Consider the following 17335-nt stretch of genomic DNA (forward strand, 5'->3'; position numbering starts at 1 on the left):
CATGACTGATACCGAAGTGAGGGCTGCTTTCCCCTTGGCTCCTATCGAATCGATCCTGCCGCATCGCGGCACGATGTTGCTGCTCGCAGGCGTCGACTCCTGGGATGACGAATGTCTTGCGGCGGTTGCCCATGTCGACCCTGCCGCCTGGTATGCCGACACCTGCGGCAACATGCCTGCGTGGATCGGTATCGAGCTGATGGCGCAAGCCATTGCAGCGCATGTCGGCCTGCTTTCGACGCGCGACGGGCAACCGGCACGGCCTGGCGTGCTGCTGGGCTCACGCAAATACGAGGCCAGCGTGCCCGCGTTTGAACACGGCCAGCCGTTGCGCGTGGAGGCACGCGAGCTGTTGCGCGGTGCCGAGGGGCATGGCGCATACGAGTGCACAATTAGCGCCGGCGGACGGCGCTTGGCCAACGCCATCATCAAGGTCTACCAGCCGACCGATTTTCAAGCATTCATCGAAGGGAGTCTCAAGATATGAGCCGCCGTGTTCTTGTGACGGGCGCGAGCCGTGGCATCGGTCGCGCGATCGCCTATCAGCTCGCATCCGACGGGTTTGACGTCTCGGTGCATTGCCGCAGCGGCCGCAACGAGGCCGATGCCGTTGTCGCCGGTATCCAGGCGCAGGGTGGCACTGCCCGTGTGCTCCAGTTCGATGTACGCGACCGCAATGCCTGCCGTACGCAACTTGAAGCCGACGTTGAGGCGCATGGTGCCTATTACGGCATTGTTCTGTGCGCGGGTGTCACCCGCGACGCTGCCTTCCCCGCCTTGACGGACGAAGACTGGGACATCGTGCTCGAAACCGGCCTGGACGGTTTCTATAACGTCCTGCACCCGCTCACCATGCCGATGGTGCGCGCACGCAAGGGCGGGCGTATCGTCACCATCGCATCGGTCTCGGGCGTGATGGGCAATCGAGGGCAGGTCAATTACAGCGCGGCCAAGGCCGGGCTGATTGGTGCAACGAAGGCCCTGGCAGTAGAACTGGCTTCACGCAGCATCACCGTCAACTGCGTCGCCCCGGGTCTGGTCGAAACCGAGATGCTGTCCAACGTCGAACATCTGGACCACGCACTCCAGACTGTCCCGATGCAACGCGTCGGCCGGCCGGCCGAGGTAGCTGCGGTGGTCGGCTTTTTGATGTCGGATGCGGCGTCGTACGTCACACGCCAGGTCATCGGTGTTAACGGCGGGATGATCTGATGAAGCGTGTTGTCGTCACCGGCATGGGCGGCGTTACCGCCCTCGGCTCTGAGTGGAGCGAAATCCAGTCGGCCCTCGCGCGGGGCCGTAATGCCGTTCGGCGTATGCCGGAATGGGATTACTTCGACACGCTGCACGCTCGGCTGGCGTGCCCGCTGCCGGCGTTCACGACGCCGGCGGACTACCCGCGCAAGAAGACGCGTTCAATGGGGCCTGTGTCGGTGTACGCCGTGCGCGCAAGCGAGCTGGCCCTGGCCGATGCGGGCTTGGCGGGAGACACCTCCATCGCCGATGGCCGCATGGGCGTGGCGTATGGCTCGTCGTCGGGCTCGGTGCAGCCCATTCGCGCGTTTGGCAGCATGCTGGACACAGGCTCGATGCAGGGCGTCACATCCAACAGTTACGTGCAGATGATGCCGCACACGACTGCGGTCAACGTCGGGCTGTTCTGGGATCTGAAGGGCCGGGTCATTCCCACGTCGTGCGCGTGCGCATCGGGCAGCCAGGCGATCGGCTATGCCTATGAAGCCATCGCGACCGGCAAACAGACGATGATGCTGGCCGGCGGCGCCGAGGAACTGTCCGCCCCGGCCGTGGCCGTGTTTGACACCCTGTACGCCACCAGCACGCGCAATGACGAGCCGCACCTCACGCCTCGCCCGTTCGACAAGGCCCGCGATGGTTTGGTCGTGGGCGAAGGCGCAGCCACACTGGTATTGGAAGACTACGACCACGCCCGCGCGCGCGGCGCGCGCATCCATGCCGAGGTCGTCGGTTTCGGCTGCAATTCCGACGGTGCGCACATGACGCAACCGACCGCGGCCACCATGAGCCAGGCCATGCGCCTGGCGCTGCAGGATGCACGCCTGCCGCAGGACGCCATCGGCTACGTCAACGCGCACGGCACATCCACAGACCTGGGGGACGTAGCCGAGAGCCATGCCACGGCCGAGGTCTTCCGCCCCACGATGCCGATCAGCTCACTCAAGAGCTATATCGGTCATACGCTGGGCGCATGCGGCGCCATTGAAGCGTGGTGGACCATCGAGATGATGAAGCGCAACTGGTACGCGCCCACGCTCAACCTCGAGAACGTCGACCCGGCCTGTGCACCGCTGGACTACATCGCTGGCACTGCGCGCGCCCTTGATACCGAGCACGTGATGAGCAACAACTTCGCGTTTGGCGGCATCAACACGTCGCTGATCTTCAAGCGCGCTGCTTGATGTCGCTTAGCACTTCGCGCCCCTTGGCTGCACCGGAACGCGTGGTCGTGACGGGCCTGGGTATCGTCAGTTGCCTGGGTAATACGCTGGATGGGGTTTCTGCGGCGCTGCGCGACGGCCGCTCAGGCCTCTCGCACGTTCCGGCCTGGCAGGCGTTGGGGCTGTCGAGCCAGGTCGCAGGCTTGGCCTCAGTTGAGGGCGCTCCGCCGTTTGCACGCAAGTTCGAACGCTTCATGGGCGAGACCGCACGCATGGCTTGCCACGCGGCACGCAACGCCATCGACGATGCTGGCCTGGACTCGGTGGCTCTGCAAACGCCGCGTGCGGGCTTGGTGGCGGGCTCCGGCAGTGGTGCGTTGGCCGCGTATGACATTGCGCTGGACGCCGTACGTGCGCGCGGCGTGGAACGGGCGTCGCCCTATATCGTGCCGCAGGTCATGAGCAGTACGGTGTCCGCCAACCTTGCGCAGGTGTTTGGACTTGGCGGCATCAGCTACTCACCGTCTTCAGCTTGCACCACGTCGGCGCTGGCGATTGGTCAGGCTGCGCAGTGGATCCGATCGGGCCAGCAAGACATCATGCTGGCCGGCGGTGCAGAAGAACTACACGACAGCTATGCCATGTTCTTCGATGCCATGGGCGCGCTGTCGCGAGCACCGGCGCACGCGCCCGAGCGCGCGTCACGCCCCTACGATGTGGCGCGCGATGGCTTCGTGCTGGCTTCCGGCGCTGGCATGCTGGTGCTGGAATCGCTTACGCACGCACGCGCCCGTGGCGCCCGGATCTACGCGGAACTGACCGGCTTCGGGCAGAGCACCGACGTCAACTCGATGGTGTCGCCACGTGCACCGGGCATTGCGCGCGCGATCCAGAGCGCGGTAGATGATGCAGGCACCCGCCCTGACTACATCAATACGCACGGCCCATCCACACCCTCGGGCGACGTGGAGGAGCTGCTCGCCCTGCAAACCGTATTTGGTACCGCGGTGCCGCCGTTCTCGTCCACCAAGGCCCTCACTGGGCATCCACCAGGGGCGGCGGGCGCGCAGGAAGCCATCTATACCCTGCTGATGATGCGGGACGGCTTCATTGCGGGTTCGGCCGGTATCGAAACACTCGACCCGGCGGTTGTCGGCCTGCCGCTGGTGCGCCAGTCGCGTGCCGCTCGCGTCGAGCGGGCGCTATCGATTTCCTTTGGGTTCGGCGGCAGTTGCGCCGGGCTGATGTTCGACGCCGTGATCTGACACCATCCTCGGCGATTTTCTCAACGCAATAAGAAGACAGGAGTGCTCTCAATGAAGAAACAACTGCTGCTGGCCGCCAGCGCGCTTGCCATGCTCACCCAGGTTGCACACGCGCGCACAGAAGTCATGACGTACCCGATCCAGCCCGTGCTGCAATCGCAGCAATTCGCCCCCGGCGTGGCGCTCTACTTCGGCAACCAAGCGCACCCGGCCGTGGTGTCCAGCCTGGGTGAAGTCACGAAGTCGTCCCACCCGGCGCGAAAGACCGCCACCGAGGTCGAAATCTGCAACGCCACGCTGGCCGATGCCCTGCGCCAGCTCGCAAGCGCCGCGCACGACCGTGGCGCGAATGCTGTCATCAACATCAAGACGTGGTTCCATTCGACCGAGAGCAAGGACGAGAACAACTACACCTGCGGTGTCAGTGGCGTATCGGCGGCATTGCGCGTGAGCGGCGAGCTGGTCACGGTCGAAGCGGCCAAGTAATCGGCGTTCATCGTCCGCACCCACTCACACTCGTTACAGGAGTCTGGAATGAAGCGTCACCTGATGCTGGCCGTGCTATGCGTTGCCACGAGCACCGCCGCGTTTGCCCGCAACGATGTCGAGGCGTACTCACTCGATGCGGCCTTTAAGAGCGAAGGCTCCGACAAGGTGGGCAGCGATATCGCGCTCGTCTTCGCTGGCCAGAAGCATGCGGCGGTCGAGAAATCGATGGGCGAGATTGCCACCAACAAGAAGACCAATGGCGTCGGCCGCAGCGATGAAGCGGCGTGCCAGTATGTGTTCCTGTCTGCCGTGCTGGCGCTGCAGGAACGTGCGCGCCAGTTGGGTGGCAACGCGGTCATCAATATCAAGAGCAACTACAAGAACAAGCTGACCGAAAGCGCCACGGAGTTCACCTGCGGGTCTGGCGCCCTCATGTCGGGCGTTGCACTGAAGGGCGAGGTTGTGACCCTGAAGAAGTAGTGGCCAGCGGGCGCCGCCGGCCAGGAAGATCGGTCGGCGGACCCTCAGGCAGCCAACTTGGTGGCGGCGACATTGACGAGCGTCTCGCGCCGCTTGCCCGGTTTCGGATGATGCAAGCCCAGGCGTTCAAACAAGCCGAAATCTGCCGCCCTGCTCCACCAGAGATACGGTAGCGACACATTGCGTTGGTCAAAATCGAAACCACCTGCACGCAGCATTTGCAGATACCCGTCCGCACTCTTTTGCACATGCATCGGATGACGGAACAGCAATCGGATGACCCACGACTTGATATACGCGTCGGTCGATTCAGCGAACAGAAGTACGCCGCCCGGCTTCAATACGCGGTGGAACTCCGCCAGCGCGCGCTCCTGTTCGACAAGATGATGAAATGTCTGATGGCAGAAGACGATATCTGCGCTGGCATCGGGCAAGGGCAGCGCCGCGCAATCGGCATGCAGGATGTCGACCGGTGTGCCGATGGCACGGGCCGCCCCGCGCGAAGCCTCCAGCGAAGGCGCATGGCAGTCCACACCGACAATCCGTTGCGGGGCAAACGCTTGCTCCAGCAACCGAAAGGAAATGCCCTGTCCGCACCCCACATCCACCAGGACCGGCGCGGCAGGCAGCGGTTTGGTGATCAGACGTTTGAGGTCATTGATGGCAACACGCAGCACATGGTGCTCCCACGTATACGTGCGCAGAAACCAGATGCCGAAAGCGGTTTCCGGAACAAAAGATCCGATATGCGCAGGCGTTGAAGTGGTATCCATGGATGAATGGTGTCGGTCTGAAAATCAAAACGGGTTTTCAAGGCTGGCGCATTGTACCGACATCGAACACCGGTTTTCAAAGCGTTTGGGAAGACGTAATCTCGTGCGTTATCTCGGCCGGCCGCAGAAAGACAACGATAGTTACAACCGATAATGCACACCACTACCCCAGCAGTCGAAAAGCACGAACATGTTGACGTCGCCATCATTGGCGCGGGCCCGTCAGGCGCAGTAGCGGCAGCCTTGCTGCAGCGCGCCGGGCGCAATGTGCTGGTGCTCGAACGCCAGCATTTCCCGCGCTTCTCCATTGGCGAAAGCTTGCTGCCGCAAAGCATGGCCTACCTTGAGGCGGCGGGCATGCTGCAAGCCGTTGTGGAAGCAGGATTCCAGTACAAGAACGGGGCGTATTTCGTACATCAGGACAAGCACGCCTCCTTCGATTTCCGAGACAAGCATTCCGCTGGCTGGGGCACGACGTATCAGGTTGAACGTGCGGTGTTTGATCAAACATTGATTAAAAGCGCCGCCGAACAAGGCGCCGACGTTCGCTTTGGCCACACCGTGCGCACGATGCAGCCGGGCGATGCGCCTGTGCTGGAGGTAGAAGACGAAGCTGGAAACGCGTATGCCGTACACGCCCGCTTCGTGCTGGACGCCAGCGGTTTTGGCCGCGTGCTGGCACGCCTGCTGAATCTTGAAGCGCCGACCCGCATGCCAACGCGTGCCGCGCTGTTCACGCACGTGCGCGACGCCTTGCCTGCCGGTAGCACCGATCGCGACAAGATCTGCATCGCCGTTCACCCGGAGCGGCGCGACGTCTGGTACTGGATGATCCCGCTGGCCAACGGCCGCTCGTCAGTCGGCTGCGTAGCCGAAGCGAGTTTCCTCGACGTGCCGGAGGCAGAGCGCGAAGCGACCTTGCGCAAACTGATCCAGGCCGAACCGAATATTGCAGCGCTGATTGGCGACGCGCCATTCCTCATGCCCGTGCGACAGATCGGTGGCTACGCGGCCAATGTAGAGCGCCTCTATGGGCCGGGCTATGCGTTGCTGGGCAATGCGGGCGAGTTCCTGGACCCGGTGTTCTCGTCAGGCGTAACGATCGCATTGCGCTCGGCGGACCTGGCAACGCGCGTCCTCGTGCGCCAACTCAACGGCGAAACCGTCGATTGGCTTGCCGATTACGACAAGCCGCTACGCAAGGGTGTCGATACGTTCCGGGCCTTCGTTGACCGGTGGTACTCGGGCGAGTTACAGGACATCATCTTCCACCCGCGCCACTCGCCAGGCATTCGCCGCATGATCAGCGCCATCCTGGCGGGCTACGCCTGGGACGAAACGAATCCGTTCGTGGTCAATCCGGAGCGGCGCCTCAATACGCTGCACGAGGTATGCCGGCGGGAAATGGCCTGAGGGAAGCGCCGCTGCGCACGCCGGGGCCGATGCAGCCCGGGCCGCTTACCGACGGCGCGCCAGCAGATCATCCACCACCGGCACAACGGCCAGCAGCATCAGGATGGACGCCAGCGGAATCGTGGCGGCATAGCCCAGATGCTTGAAGCCCAACGCGCCCGCCACGCCGCCCACGAAGAACATCCCCAGCAATGACGCCAGCAGGCGTAGCTTGGGCCGATTGGCGACGACGGCCGGCAGGTTGCGGTGCCCGTGGTTCCAGTAGATCGCCTTGCCGATTTCGATGCCGATATCGGTGGCCAGGCCAGTCACGTGCGTGGTGCGGATTTCCGCTTTCGAAATCTTGGTGATGATGGCGTTCTGCAGCCCCATCAGGAAACACAGCAGTGCCACGGTGGCCGGCACGAACACGACCCGGTATTGCCCAAGCGACGTGCCCATCAGGCCGAAGAGCAACAGCAGCGCGGCCTCGAGCATGAGGGGCAACGCGAATTCACTCTGCGTGCTGCGCCGGCGGCCCCAGTTGACGAGCACCGCCGTGCAGGCGGCACCGCAAAGGAATGCCAGCAGCGAAGCAAAGCCTGCAAGCACGAGGACGATATCGCCCAGCACAAGCGAGTCGGCCATCGCCGAGACGATGCCGGACATGTGGGAGGTGTATTGCTTGACTGCGAGGAATCCGCCTGCGTTGGCGGCGCCCGCCACGAAGGCCAGCGACTGACCGAGGCGCCGGTTGGCATCCTCTGAGCGTTCTGGGCTGGTCAGGCGGCGAAGATACTGGATGGGCATGACCAGTCCTGACGGTAGGTGAGCCGACATGATACGCCGCGCCCTCCGACCGCCCGACCTCGCCGTATCAAGGATTGATGTACTGGAACAGCGACATGCCCTGCATGGCCGTGAACGTCTTCTGCGCGGCCTGCAGCGACACCTGCTGCTGAGAAAACTGCGAAATGGCGCTGGTGTAATCCACCGATTGCAGCTTCGAGATCTGCTCCTTCAACTGCTCGCCGTAGTTCGAGCCGCTGCTGTTGAGCGTGGTGATCTGCGCTTGCTGCGTGCCCACCGTCACCTGCGCTTGCAGGGCGACCTGATAAGCATTGTCCAGATTGCCCTGCGCCGTTTGCACGGCCTTTTGCAGGTTCGCGACGTCCGTGGCCTGGGTGGCCGCGTTGATCGGGGTCGACAGTGCCGTGATCAGGTTTTCGTACGTCTTGAAGACGCTCTGATTGGTGTTCGGGTTGGACGTATCCGAGTTGGGGATGCGCACAAACACCGAATCACCCGACACCGAATTCGGCATCGAAATGTTCTGGGATACCTGCACCGTGGGCGGCTGGCCGCTGCCAACGTACTGCACGGAACCGCTGGTATTGGTGAAAGGATCAGTCGTGCCGTTGGCGCCGCCAAACAGAGCCACGCCCGAGGCATCGCGCTGGTTGGCCGTCGACAGCAGCTGCTGATACTGCTGCTTGACCTGCGCCAGCACACCAATGCGCTGCGAATCCGTCATCAGCGAGGTGTTGGCACCCACCAATGTCTGCTTGCCCTGCTGCAGCGTGGTCACCAGGTTGGTCAGCGCCGAAGACACGCTGGTCAGGCGTGCGTCGGTGGTGTCACGGTTGGACTGGTATTGGTCGTTGGCGTCCTGCGTTTGCTGCAGTTGCGCCATCTGGCCAAACGCGCTGGGATTGTCGCCCGCGCTGTTGAGCGCGATGCCGCTTGCAATCTGCTGCTGCAGCGTGAGCAGGTTCGATTGCGTGTTCTGCATCGAAGCGGAAGACGCGGCAAAGAATTGGGCGCTACTGACTCGCATGATCGGTCCGGACGAAGGGCTTTAGGACGTTATCGGCTGGCGGGGCGATTTCTTCAGCCGCCCGATCAGCCGCCGGCAATCGACAACAAGCTGGCGAACAGCGAATTGGCCGTCTGCATCACCTTGGCGGAGGCCTGGTAGGCCTGCTGATACTTCATCAGGTTCATCGCCTCGTCATCGAGGTTCACCCCCGACACCGACTGCTGCTGTTGCGTGGAACTGGCCAGCAGCGCCTTCTGCGAGGTCAGGTTGGTGCTGGCCCGGTTGGCCTGCACACCCACCTGGGTGACGAGGTTGTTCCATGCCGAGCCGATCGAGGTCGTGCCGCCGTCCAGCAGGTTGCTGTTGCGCAGCTTGGCCAGCGCGCTGGCGTTGCGGTTGTCGGTGCTATTAGCGGTGTTGGCTGAAATGGCGAAGGTGTCACCGTTGCCTGGCGAGCCCGACAGCGTCATCTGCACACCGTTGAACGCATATGTCGCGCCCTGCGTGTACGGCGCCGTGCCGCCCGTATACGTGGTCGACGTGCCGCCCACCGTGACCGTCACACTGCCCGGGAACCCCGACAGCGAACCACCCACGGCCGAGCTGTACGTCAGGTTGACCGGCGAGGCGAGCGGCGAACCGGCATACGTGCTGTCCACGCCCAGCGACGACACCGTGGCGCTGCCCGTGTTGTTGCTGCCCTGGTTGAGCACCACGGGCGAGGCCGCAGCCACGTTGTGATAGTCGGTGGTGAGCGTCTGCATGGTGGCCGCCGCGTTGGCGGTCGGGCGCACCAGGAAGGAATCACCGCTGTTCATCGTGCCCGACAGGTTGAGCGTGACGCCGTCAATCGTGGTCGGCCAGCTCGACACCGTTACAGAGGCGGAGCCGTCCGGATAATGCGAAACGGTGTAGGCGCCGCCCTGAAACTTCACCTGATAGTCGTAGCCCTGCCCCGCATTGGCGTTGGTGATGCTGGCAGTGAGCGTGCCGCTGCCGGTGTTGTTCGTGCTGGGCGCAACGCTCGGGCTGGCCACGGAGAAGAGGTCCGTGCCCATCTTGCCGTTGGCGTCCATGCCAAGCTTGTTCTGCGCGTTCACGTCGGCCGTCACAGCCGTGGCCAGGCGGCCCAGGCTGTTTTGCGCCGGGATCAGCGTGTTGTTGCGGAAGTCCATCAGGCCGCCGAGCGCACCGCCGCCGAGCTGGCTGTCGTCGATGTTGACCGTGCCGCCCGGGCTCTTGTACCCCACCGACAGTTGCGTCGGGTCGTACTGCGACGGCACTGCCGTCAACTGGTAGCTCTGGTTGCCCTGTACCAGCGCCTGGCCGTTGCCCACGTAGATGTTGAACTGGCCGTCGCCGGTCTGCACCACGCTCGCCTTGATCGACTGATTGAGCGTCTGGACAAGCTGGTCGCGCTGGTCACGCAGGTCGTTGGCCGGCTGGCCGGTCGACGCTTCCGCCTTGGAAATCTGGTCGTTCAGCGAGGCGATCTGCTGCGCGGTGCCGTTGACCGAACTGATCTGCGTCTGCACCTGCGTATTGACCTGGCTGTTGAGCGAACTCAGCTGCCCGGCAATCGAATTGAATCGGCTTTGCAGGCCCGCAGCCGCATTCAGGAAAACCTGGCGCGCGGTGGTATCCGACGGCTTGGAAGCCAGGCCATCGGCGGCATTGAAGAAGCTGGTGAGCGACGAAGTCAGGCCGCTGTTGCTGTCCGACATGTACTGGCTCAAGCCCGACACCAGGCTATTGAGCTGGTCGGCCGCGCTGGTCGAGGCCTGGCCGCTTTGCACCTGTGCAGTCAGGAACTGGTCGTAGATGCGCTTGACGGTCGTGACATTGGCGCCCTGGCCGAGATAGCCCACGCCGGCATACAGCGGAATGTTTTCCGTCTGCACGGCTTCCTGGCGCGAATAGCCGGGCGTGCTGGCGTTGGCAATGTTGTTGCCGGTCACCTGCAGGTTGATATCGGCAACCCGCAGGCCGGACGCGCCAATATTCAGAAGGGAGCTGCTCATAGTTGTCTCGGTGCGGGCAGCACGAAGCCGCCGGAATAAGCTCTAGAAACAACATCGGCCGGACAAGCGCAAACTTGAGCCGGCCGTCGTCGCCAAAATATGGCTCTTAGATCACTCAAACGATCTGTTTGAGCACCGCCATGATCTTGTGGGCGTAGTTCGGATCCGTGGCGTAGCCTGCGCGCTGCAAGCCCTTGGCAAACGACGCCGCATCGTTGCCGTTGCCGGCTGCCACGACGTTGCTGTAGCGCGGGTTGTTGGCCAGCAGGTTGGCGTAGTCCTTGAACGCCTCGGCGTACGAGCTGTAAGCGCGGAATTTCTCCTGCACTTTGTGGGCCACGCCGCCGATGTATTCGGTGGTGGTTACCGTGGCGGTCTTGCCTGCCCACGAGCCGCCAGCCTTGATGCCGAACAGGTTGTGCGTATTCGTGCCGTCCTTTGCCTTGATCTCGCGGCGGCCCCAGCCGGACTCCAGCGCGGCATGGCCGATCATGAAGTTGGCCGGAATGCCGGTTTCCTGCGCGGCCTGCGACGCGTGGCCGATCAGCTTGTTATAGAAGCTGGTCATGCGCTCGCCGCGCGGCTCAGCGGCCACCGTCGACAGGTCAACCTCTGGCGGTGCGCTCGGCGCCTGGGCTTGCGCATCCGCCTGCTTGCGCAGGGCGGCCAGTGCACGTTGCACGCGTTCTTCCAGACCCGGGCGCGGTACGGTACTGATGCCCGAACCGTCGTCTTCGGTGCCCGGCGCGACGGCCGCGGCCATGCTGTTGAGCGACGAGCGGGCGATGGCCTTGGCGGCATCGCTGGTGGCACCGGCAGCACCCGGCAGCGCGGTATTGGTGGCCGTCGTGTTGGACAGCGCGGTATTCACCTTGCCGCCTGCATCCGGGTTCACATGGTTGGCCTGACGCAGCATCTGCTTCAGAAGCTGGTCTGCCACGCCCACGCCGCGCGAGGCCATGGTCTGCGAAAGCTGCTGGTCGAGCATCGACGTGTACATCTTGCTCGACGACGAATCGAGCGGCCCGTTCTGTGGCGACGCATCGCGCATCTGCTTGAGCATCATGTTCACGAAGATCGCATCGAACTGCTTGGCGACGGTCTTGGCGGCGCCGGTCGGATCCGTACGTGCCGTTTGCTTGAGCGACTCGAAACCCTTGGAATCGAGCGCCAGGCGGCTGGTGAGGTCGGTTTGATTCATCGTGGCCTCTCCAGCGTCAGATGATTTCCAGATCGGCGCGCAGCGCGTTGGCCGCCTTCATCGCCTGCAGGATCGAGATCAGGTCTTGCGGATTGGCGCCAATCGCGTTGATGGCCTTGACCACGTCCGCCAGGTTGGTGCCGCCCTTCACGTTGATGAGGCTGCCGCCTTGCTGCTTGACCTCGATGTTCGAGCGCGCGCCCGCCACCGTCTGCCCTTGCGAGAACGGCGCCGGCTGGCTCACGACCGGATCTGTGCTGATGGTGACCGACAGGCTGCCGTGCGCCACCGCGCAGGGCTCGAGCTTGACGAGCTGGTTCATGACCACCGAGCCCGTGCGGGCGTTGATCACCACACGTGCGGCAGCCAGCGCCGGCGTCACGTCAATGTTCTGCAGCTTGGCCAGAAAGCCGACGCGGTCCGACGCCAGGGCCGGTGCGCGCACGTTGATCGTGCGGCCGTCCGCGGCTTGCGCCGTGTCCGTACCGAACTGCTTGTTGATGGCGGTGACGATGTTCTGCACGGTGCCGAAATCTGTCGTGCCGGTATCGAGCTGGATACTGCCCGCCTCGCCCACCGTGGCCTGCACGGCACGCTCCACCGTCGCGCCATTGGCGATACGGCCGGCGCCGAGCTGGTTGATCTGCACCTTGCTGCCATTGGCCGATGCGCCTGCGCCGCCAATCACCACGTTGCCTTGTGCCAATGCGTAGAGCTGGCCGTCCACGCCCTTGAGCGGCGTGAGCAGCAGCGTGCCGCCACGCAGGCTCTTGGCGTTACCGATGGACGACACCGTCACGTCGATGGTCTGACCCGGCCGCACGAAAGCGGGCAACGTGGCCGTCACCACCACGGCGGCGGTGTTCTTGAGCTGGATGCTCGCGCCGGCCGGCACATTGATGCCGAACTGCGTGAGCATGTTGTTGAAGCTCTGGACCGTGAACGGGGTTTGCGTGGTCTGGTCACCGCTGCCGTCCAGGCCGACGACAAGGCCGTAGCCGATCAGCGCGTTGTCGCGCACGCCGGCAACGGTGGTCAGATCCTTGATGCGATCCGCGTGTGCCGTTGTCGGAACAACCGCCGAAATTGCGCTCAGTGCCACCAGGGCCGCGCCAAGGGTTCGATACAACCTCGTTCGATGCAAAGTCATGGCAGATCCCTTAGAACGGTGACACGGTCAGGAAGAACCGCGACAGCCAGCCCATCTGCTGGGCTTCGGCCACATAGCCCGTGCCTCGGTATTCCATACGTGCGTCCGCCACCTGGGTAGACAACACGGTGTTTTGATTGTTGACGGTGGTCGGGTTGACCACGCCGGAGAACTTGATCGACTCGGTGCCCTGGCCCACGGCCATCTGCTTCTCGCCGCTCACCACCAGGTTGCCGTTGCCCAGGACTTCCACCACGGTCACGGTAATCGTGGCCGTGAAGTTGTTTTGCGCACCGTTGGCGCCCTTGCTGTCGAACTTGTTGGCGTCGCTGGCCGACACACCCAGCAAAGACAGCACGCCCGGGTTCATGCCGGCGAATGTCGGCACCGAAGCGCTCATGCTGCCCGAGCGGTTGACGCTGCCGGAGGTCTGCTTGCTGGCCGCCGTGTTCTCGGTGATCACGATGGTGATTGTGTCGCCCACCATGTGGGCGCGGCGGTCTTCAAACATGCCGCGGAAACCGCCGCTGCCCGATGCCACTTCCTGGTAGATCGCCCCGTTCTGGCGCGGCGCCATCACCGGCATCGGTGGGCGCGCGGTTGTCGGACCTTGCACGATCGGGGCCGGCGGCGGCAGCATGCCGCACGCCGTAGCGAGCAAGGCGGCCGTGCCAAGCACGACCAATTGAACGACTCGAACAGCAGACACAGCGCGGCCGCTGTGCTTGCCATTCTGGAGCGAGTAAACCGGGGGGGTATGCATCGCACTACATCCTCAAAAACTGCGCCGTCAGCTCAAAGCTGAGACAGCTTCTCCAGCATCTGGTCCGACGTCTGGACCGACTTGCTGTTGATCTCATACGCACGCTGCGTCTGGATCATGTTGACCATTTCTTCCACCACGTTCACGTTCGACGTTTCAACGTAGTTCTGATTGAGCGCGCCCACGCCGTTCGAGCCCGGGTTGGCCAGGTTGGCCGTGCCCGACGCTTCGGTTTCGGCGTACAGGTTTTCGCCCATGCTGCGCAGGCCGGCCGGGTTGATGAAGTTGGCCAGCTGGAACGTGCCCACCTGCGTGTTGTTGACCGTGCCCGGCGTGGTGACCGTCACAACGCCGTCCTTGCCGATGGTCAGGCTGGTGGCGTTCTGCGGCACCGTCACGGCCGGCTGGACCGGGTAACCGCTCGAGGTCACAAGCTGGCCCTGCGCGTTGATCTGGAAGCTGCCGTCACGCGTATAGGCCAGCGTGCCGTCGGGCATCTGCACCTGGAAGAAGCCGTTGCCGTTGATGGCCACGTCGGTCGAATTGCCGGTCTGCTGCAGGTTGCCCTGCGTGTGCAGACGCTCGGTGGCGACGATGCGCGTACCGGTACCGATCTGCATGCCCGAAGGCAGCGTGGTCTGTTGCGACGACTGCGCACCCGGCTCGCGCACGTTCTGATACAGCAAGTCTTCGAACACGGCGCGCGAGCGCTTGAAGCCCGTCGTGTTGACGTTCGCCAGGTTGTTCGAGATGACATCCAGCTGCGATTGCTGGGCGTCCATCCCGGTTTTGGAAATCCACAGGGAGCGAATCATGTTCGAGTCCTTGGTTGATTCAATTCAATGCGCCGGCCGCTCAGGCGTGGCGCAGCAGTTCATTGGCCGACTGGGCGTTCGTATCGCTCGTGTGCAGCGACTTCATCTGCATTTCCAGTTGGCGCGAGATTTCGATCATGTTGACCAGCGAGTCGGTCAGGTTGACGTTGCTGCCTTCCAGCGCCCCGCCGGTCACACGAACTTTTTCATCCACGTCGGCATCCTGACCGTCGCGCTGGCGGAACAGGCCATCGGCGCCGCGGTCGATGTTCGACGGGTCGATGCTCACCAGCTTCAGACGGCCCAGCGACACGGGCGGCGTACGGCTGTCGGCGCTGATCGCGTTGACCGTACCGTCCTTGGCAAACTGCACCGTGGTGTCGGGCGGCAGCGTGATCGGGCCGCCATCGCCCAGCACCGGCTGGCCGGAGAGCGTCTGGATCGTGCCGTCAGGACCGAGCTGGAACGTACCGGCGCGGGTGTAAGCCTCGCCGCCATCGGGCGTCTGCACGGCAAAGAAGCCTTGCCCGTCGATGGCCACATCCAAGCTGCGGCCGGTGGTCTCGATCGGGCCGGGCGCGAGGTCCGTACCGATGGCCGAGGCCATCACGTAGCTGCGCGTGGGCGAGCCATCGCCTTGCACACCCACCGTATGGAACGCGTCGATCTGCGCCTTGAAGCCGGTGGTGCTGGCGTTGGCGAGGTTGTTGGCGCTGGCAGCCTGTTGATCGAACAGGTGCTTTACGCCAGTCATCGACACGTAGATCGAGCGGTCCATGCGAGTGTCCTTGGTGTGCGGTCAGTCAGCTTCGGGCAACGACGATTACATCGTCACCAGGGTCTGCAGGATGGTGTCCTGCGTCTTGATGGTCTGCGCGTTGGCTTGATACGAGCGCTGGGCAATGATCATGTTGACCAGCTCGGCAGACAGGTCCACGTTGGATTGCTCCACCGCCGACGACTGCAGCAGGCCGAACGAACCCATGCCCGGCGTGCCCAGGTTGGGGGCGCCCGAGTTGGACGTTTCCACCCACTGGTTGCCGCCGATGTTCTGCAGACCTTCGGGCGACTTGAAGTTGGCCATGGCAACCTGGCCCAGCGTCGACGTGCGGCCGTTCGAGTAGCGCGCGGTGACGGTGCCATCGGTACCGACCGCGTAGCTGGCCAGGCGACCGGTGGCGTAACCGTCTTGCGTCACGCCCGGGGCCGTGTCGTTATAGCCGCCGCCGTACTGCGTGGTGCCCGTGAAATCCATGCTGGCGATGCTCATGCCGGCGAAGGCCGTGGCGATCTTGCTCGGCGTGGAAGTCAGCTGGCCGCTGCTGTTGAACGTCAGCGATGTCACCGGGTTGCCGCCGGTCGGGTTGTTGCCGTCAACTTGCGAGTACACATCCCAGCCCGCGGCGGTGCGCACGTAGTAGTTGGTCAGCATGTGGGCCGTGCCCGTACCGTCGTACACCTGTTCCGAAACGGAGTGGTTGAACGTGGCCGAGTTGGTGGCCGAGAACGGCGTGGTGGTCGGCGCCGTGGCGGCAGCATCCAGGTTCACGCCGAACGCGGTGTTGGTGGTCGCCAGCGGCGCCAGGTCGTTGACGGGAATCTTCAGGTTGGTCAGCACGGCGGTGTTGACCTTGCCGGTGGAATCCACGCCGTAGCCGGTCAGGTTCTGGCCGGTGGCCGAGATGATGAAACCGTTCTTGTCGGTCTGGAACTGGCCGTTACGCGTGTACGACACCTGGCCGCTGGACGGGTCGACCATGCGGTAGAAGCCCGTGCCGTTGATGGCGATATCCAGCGGGTTGCCGGTGTTGGTCACGTTGCCCTGCGTGAACGACTGCGACACCTTGGTCACGCTCACGCCCTGGCCGATCTGGTTGTCGGACGCACCCACGAGCGAGCGTGCGTACACGTCGCCAAACTCGGCGGTCGATTTCTTGTAGCCGACAGTGTTGGCGTTTGCCACGTTGCTGCCGATCACGTCGAGGTTTGCAGAGGCGGCGTCGAGACCGCTCAGGCCTTGCTGGAATCCCATAGTGTTCTCCCGTAGAAGATAAAAGCGCGGGGTCTGCCCGCAGTTGACCGGTGATTACTGAATCGATGCAACGTCGGACAACCTGGCGGTTCCGCCAGACGCCAACGCCAGTTGCATCGTGCCGTTGTTGATCGTGACGCCGGCCACCTTGTCGATGCCCAGCGCGTTGGCCGTGACGACTTTTCCACCCTGCGTGGCCGACACCTTGATGGAGTAGGCACCGTCGGCGAGCTGGTTGCCCTTGTCGTCTTTGCCGTTCCACGTGTAGTTGCCACTGCCGGCCGCCATCTGGCCGAGGTCGACGGTGCGCACAGCCACGCCCGCAGCGTTCGTGATCGTGACGACGACATCGTCGGCGCCGTTGGGCACCGAGACGCCGAAGTTGGCAGCGCCCGAAGCCAGCGTCAGGTTGTTGGTCGGCACCTGCACGGTGCGGCCGATCATCGACGACGCCTGCGTTGTCGCGTTCTGCGTGAGCATGCTCGACATCGTGGTGTTCAACTGCTGAATGCCGTTCACAGTGTTGATCTGCGCAAGCTGCGAGGTCATCTGCGAGTTGTCCATCGGGTTGAGCGGATCCTGGTTCTTCAACTGTGCCACGAGCAGTTGCATGAACGTGTTCTGCAGGTCGTTGCCGCTCGTGATGGCAAGCTGGTTGCCCGAGGTCGTGCTCGAGGCGCCGGTGGTGCTGGTGGTTGAGCTGACGGTCATGTTGGTG

Annotated in this window: 18 protein-coding genes; 7 read left to right on the forward strand and 11 right to left on the reverse strand. The window is 63.6% G+C overall.

Annotated features, from left to right (window positions below; genetic code table 11):
• The first annotated feature begins 1 nt into the window (after nt 1).
• From NG898_RS18670 to NG898_RS18695, 6 genes are read left to right on the forward strand one after another with little or no spacing between them, the layout of a single operon-like run.
• Nucleotides 2–487 (forward strand): hotdog family protein, encoded by a 486-nt coding sequence (locus NG898_RS18670; protein WP_252693833.1) that lies wholly within the window; start codon nt 2–4, stop codon nt 485–487.
• A complete protein-coding gene (locus tag NG898_RS18675; protein ID WP_252693834.1) occupies nt 484–1212 on the forward strand; it encodes a 3-ketoacyl-ACP reductase FabG2 in 729 nt (242 codons plus the stop codon). Before NG898_RS18670 ends, NG898_RS18675 begins: the two co-directional genes overlap by 4 nt.
• On the forward strand, nt 1212–2438 hold the full coding sequence (locus tag NG898_RS18680) for a beta-ketoacyl-ACP synthase (RefSeq protein WP_252693835.1): 1227 nt from the start codon (nt 1212–1214) through the stop codon (nt 2436–2438). Before NG898_RS18675 ends, NG898_RS18680 begins: the two co-directional genes overlap by 1 nt.
• Complete coding sequence (locus NG898_RS18685) at nt 2438–3682, forward strand: beta-ketoacyl synthase N-terminal-like domain-containing protein (protein WP_252693836.1); 1245 nt, start codon at nt 2438–2440, stop codon at nt 3680–3682. Before NG898_RS18680 ends, NG898_RS18685 begins: the two co-directional genes overlap by 1 nt.
• A gap of 51 nt (nt 3683–3733) precedes the next feature.
• The gene (locus NG898_RS18690; protein WP_252693837.1) at nt 3734–4168 is read left to right on the forward strand and encodes a hypothetical protein; all 435 of its coding nucleotides are present in this window, start codon (nt 3734–3736) and stop codon (nt 4166–4168) included.
• Between the two features lie 48 nt (nt 4169–4216).
• Nucleotides 4217–4651, forward strand: a complete 435-nt coding sequence (locus tag NG898_RS18695) for an excinuclease ABC subunit A (RefSeq protein ID WP_252693838.1) — start codon at nt 4217–4219, stop codon at nt 4649–4651.
• 44 nt (nt 4652–4695) lie between these two features.
• Here the strand turns inward: NG898_RS18695 and NG898_RS18700 are convergent, their stop codons facing one another.
• Nucleotides 4696–5424, reverse strand: coding sequence for a class I SAM-dependent methyltransferase (locus NG898_RS18700; RefSeq protein ID WP_252693839.1), 729 nt, complete (start codon nt 5422–5424; stop codon nt 4696–4698).
• A gap of 153 nt (nt 5425–5577) precedes the next feature.
• Between NG898_RS18700 and NG898_RS18705 the strand changes: the two genes are divergently transcribed.
• Nucleotides 5578–6837, forward strand: coding sequence for an NAD(P)/FAD-dependent oxidoreductase (locus NG898_RS18705; RefSeq protein WP_252693840.1), 1260 nt, complete (start codon nt 5578–5580; stop codon nt 6835–6837).
• Nucleotides 6838–6882: 45 nt separating this feature from the next.
• Here the strand turns inward: NG898_RS18705 and NG898_RS18710 are convergent, their stop codons facing one another.
• From NG898_RS18710 to NG898_RS18755, 10 genes are all read right to left on the reverse strand, one after another.
• Nucleotides 6883–7626: a YoaK family protein gene (locus tag NG898_RS18710; protein ID WP_092971059.1), complete on the reverse strand. Its 744-nt coding sequence runs from the start codon at nt 7624–7626 to the stop codon at nt 6883–6885.
• Between the two features lie 67 nt (nt 7627–7693).
• The gene (gene flgL, locus NG898_RS18715; protein ID WP_252693841.1) at nt 7694–8653 is read right to left on the reverse strand and encodes a flagellar hook-associated protein FlgL; all 960 of its coding nucleotides are present in this window, start codon (nt 8651–8653) and stop codon (nt 7694–7696) included.
• Between the two features lie 65 nt (nt 8654–8718).
• On the reverse strand, nt 8719–10656 hold the full coding sequence (flgK, locus tag NG898_RS18720; RefSeq protein WP_252693842.1) for a flagellar hook-associated protein FlgK: 1938 nt from the start codon (nt 10654–10656) through the stop codon (nt 8719–8721).
• A 115-nt stretch (nt 10657–10771) separates the two neighbouring features.
• Entirely contained in the window at nt 10772–11857 is a 1086-nt protein-coding gene (gene flgJ / locus NG898_RS18725) for a flagellar assembly peptidoglycan hydrolase FlgJ (protein ID WP_252693843.1), read from the reverse strand.
• 16 nt (nt 11858–11873) lie between these two features.
• Nucleotides 11874–13007, reverse strand: coding sequence for a flagellar basal body P-ring protein FlgI (locus NG898_RS18730; RefSeq protein WP_252693844.1), 1134 nt, complete (start codon nt 13005–13007; stop codon nt 11874–11876).
• A 10-nt stretch (nt 13008–13017) separates the two neighbouring features.
• Nucleotides 13018–13770 (reverse strand): flagellar basal body L-ring protein FlgH, encoded by a 753-nt coding sequence (locus NG898_RS18735; RefSeq protein WP_252693845.1) that lies wholly within the window; start codon nt 13768–13770, stop codon nt 13018–13020.
• A 32-nt stretch (nt 13771–13802) separates the two neighbouring features.
• Nucleotides 13803–14585, reverse strand: coding sequence for a flagellar basal-body rod protein FlgG (flgG, locus tag NG898_RS18740; RefSeq protein WP_009240010.1), 783 nt, complete (start codon nt 14583–14585; stop codon nt 13803–13805).
• 40 nt (nt 14586–14625) lie between these two features.
• On the reverse strand, nt 14626–15363 hold the full coding sequence (gene flgF / locus NG898_RS18745; RefSeq protein ID WP_024977569.1) for a flagellar basal-body rod protein FlgF: 738 nt from the start codon (nt 15361–15363) through the stop codon (nt 14626–14628).
• 45 nt (nt 15364–15408) lie between these two features.
• Nucleotides 15409–16617: a flagellar hook protein FlgE gene (flgE, locus tag NG898_RS18750; RefSeq protein WP_252693846.1), complete on the reverse strand. Its 1209-nt coding sequence runs from the start codon at nt 16615–16617 to the stop codon at nt 15409–15411.
• Between the two features lie 54 nt (nt 16618–16671).
• Nucleotides 16672–17328 (reverse strand): flagellar hook assembly protein FlgD, encoded by a 657-nt coding sequence (locus NG898_RS18755; protein ID WP_252693847.1) that lies wholly within the window; start codon nt 17326–17328, stop codon nt 16672–16674.
• Nucleotides 17329–17335 lie beyond the last annotated feature (7 nt).

The organism is Ralstonia mojiangensis, assembly GCF_023955645.1.
GTDB lineage: Bacteria > Pseudomonadota > Gammaproteobacteria > Burkholderiales > Burkholderiaceae > Ralstonia > Ralstonia mojiangensis.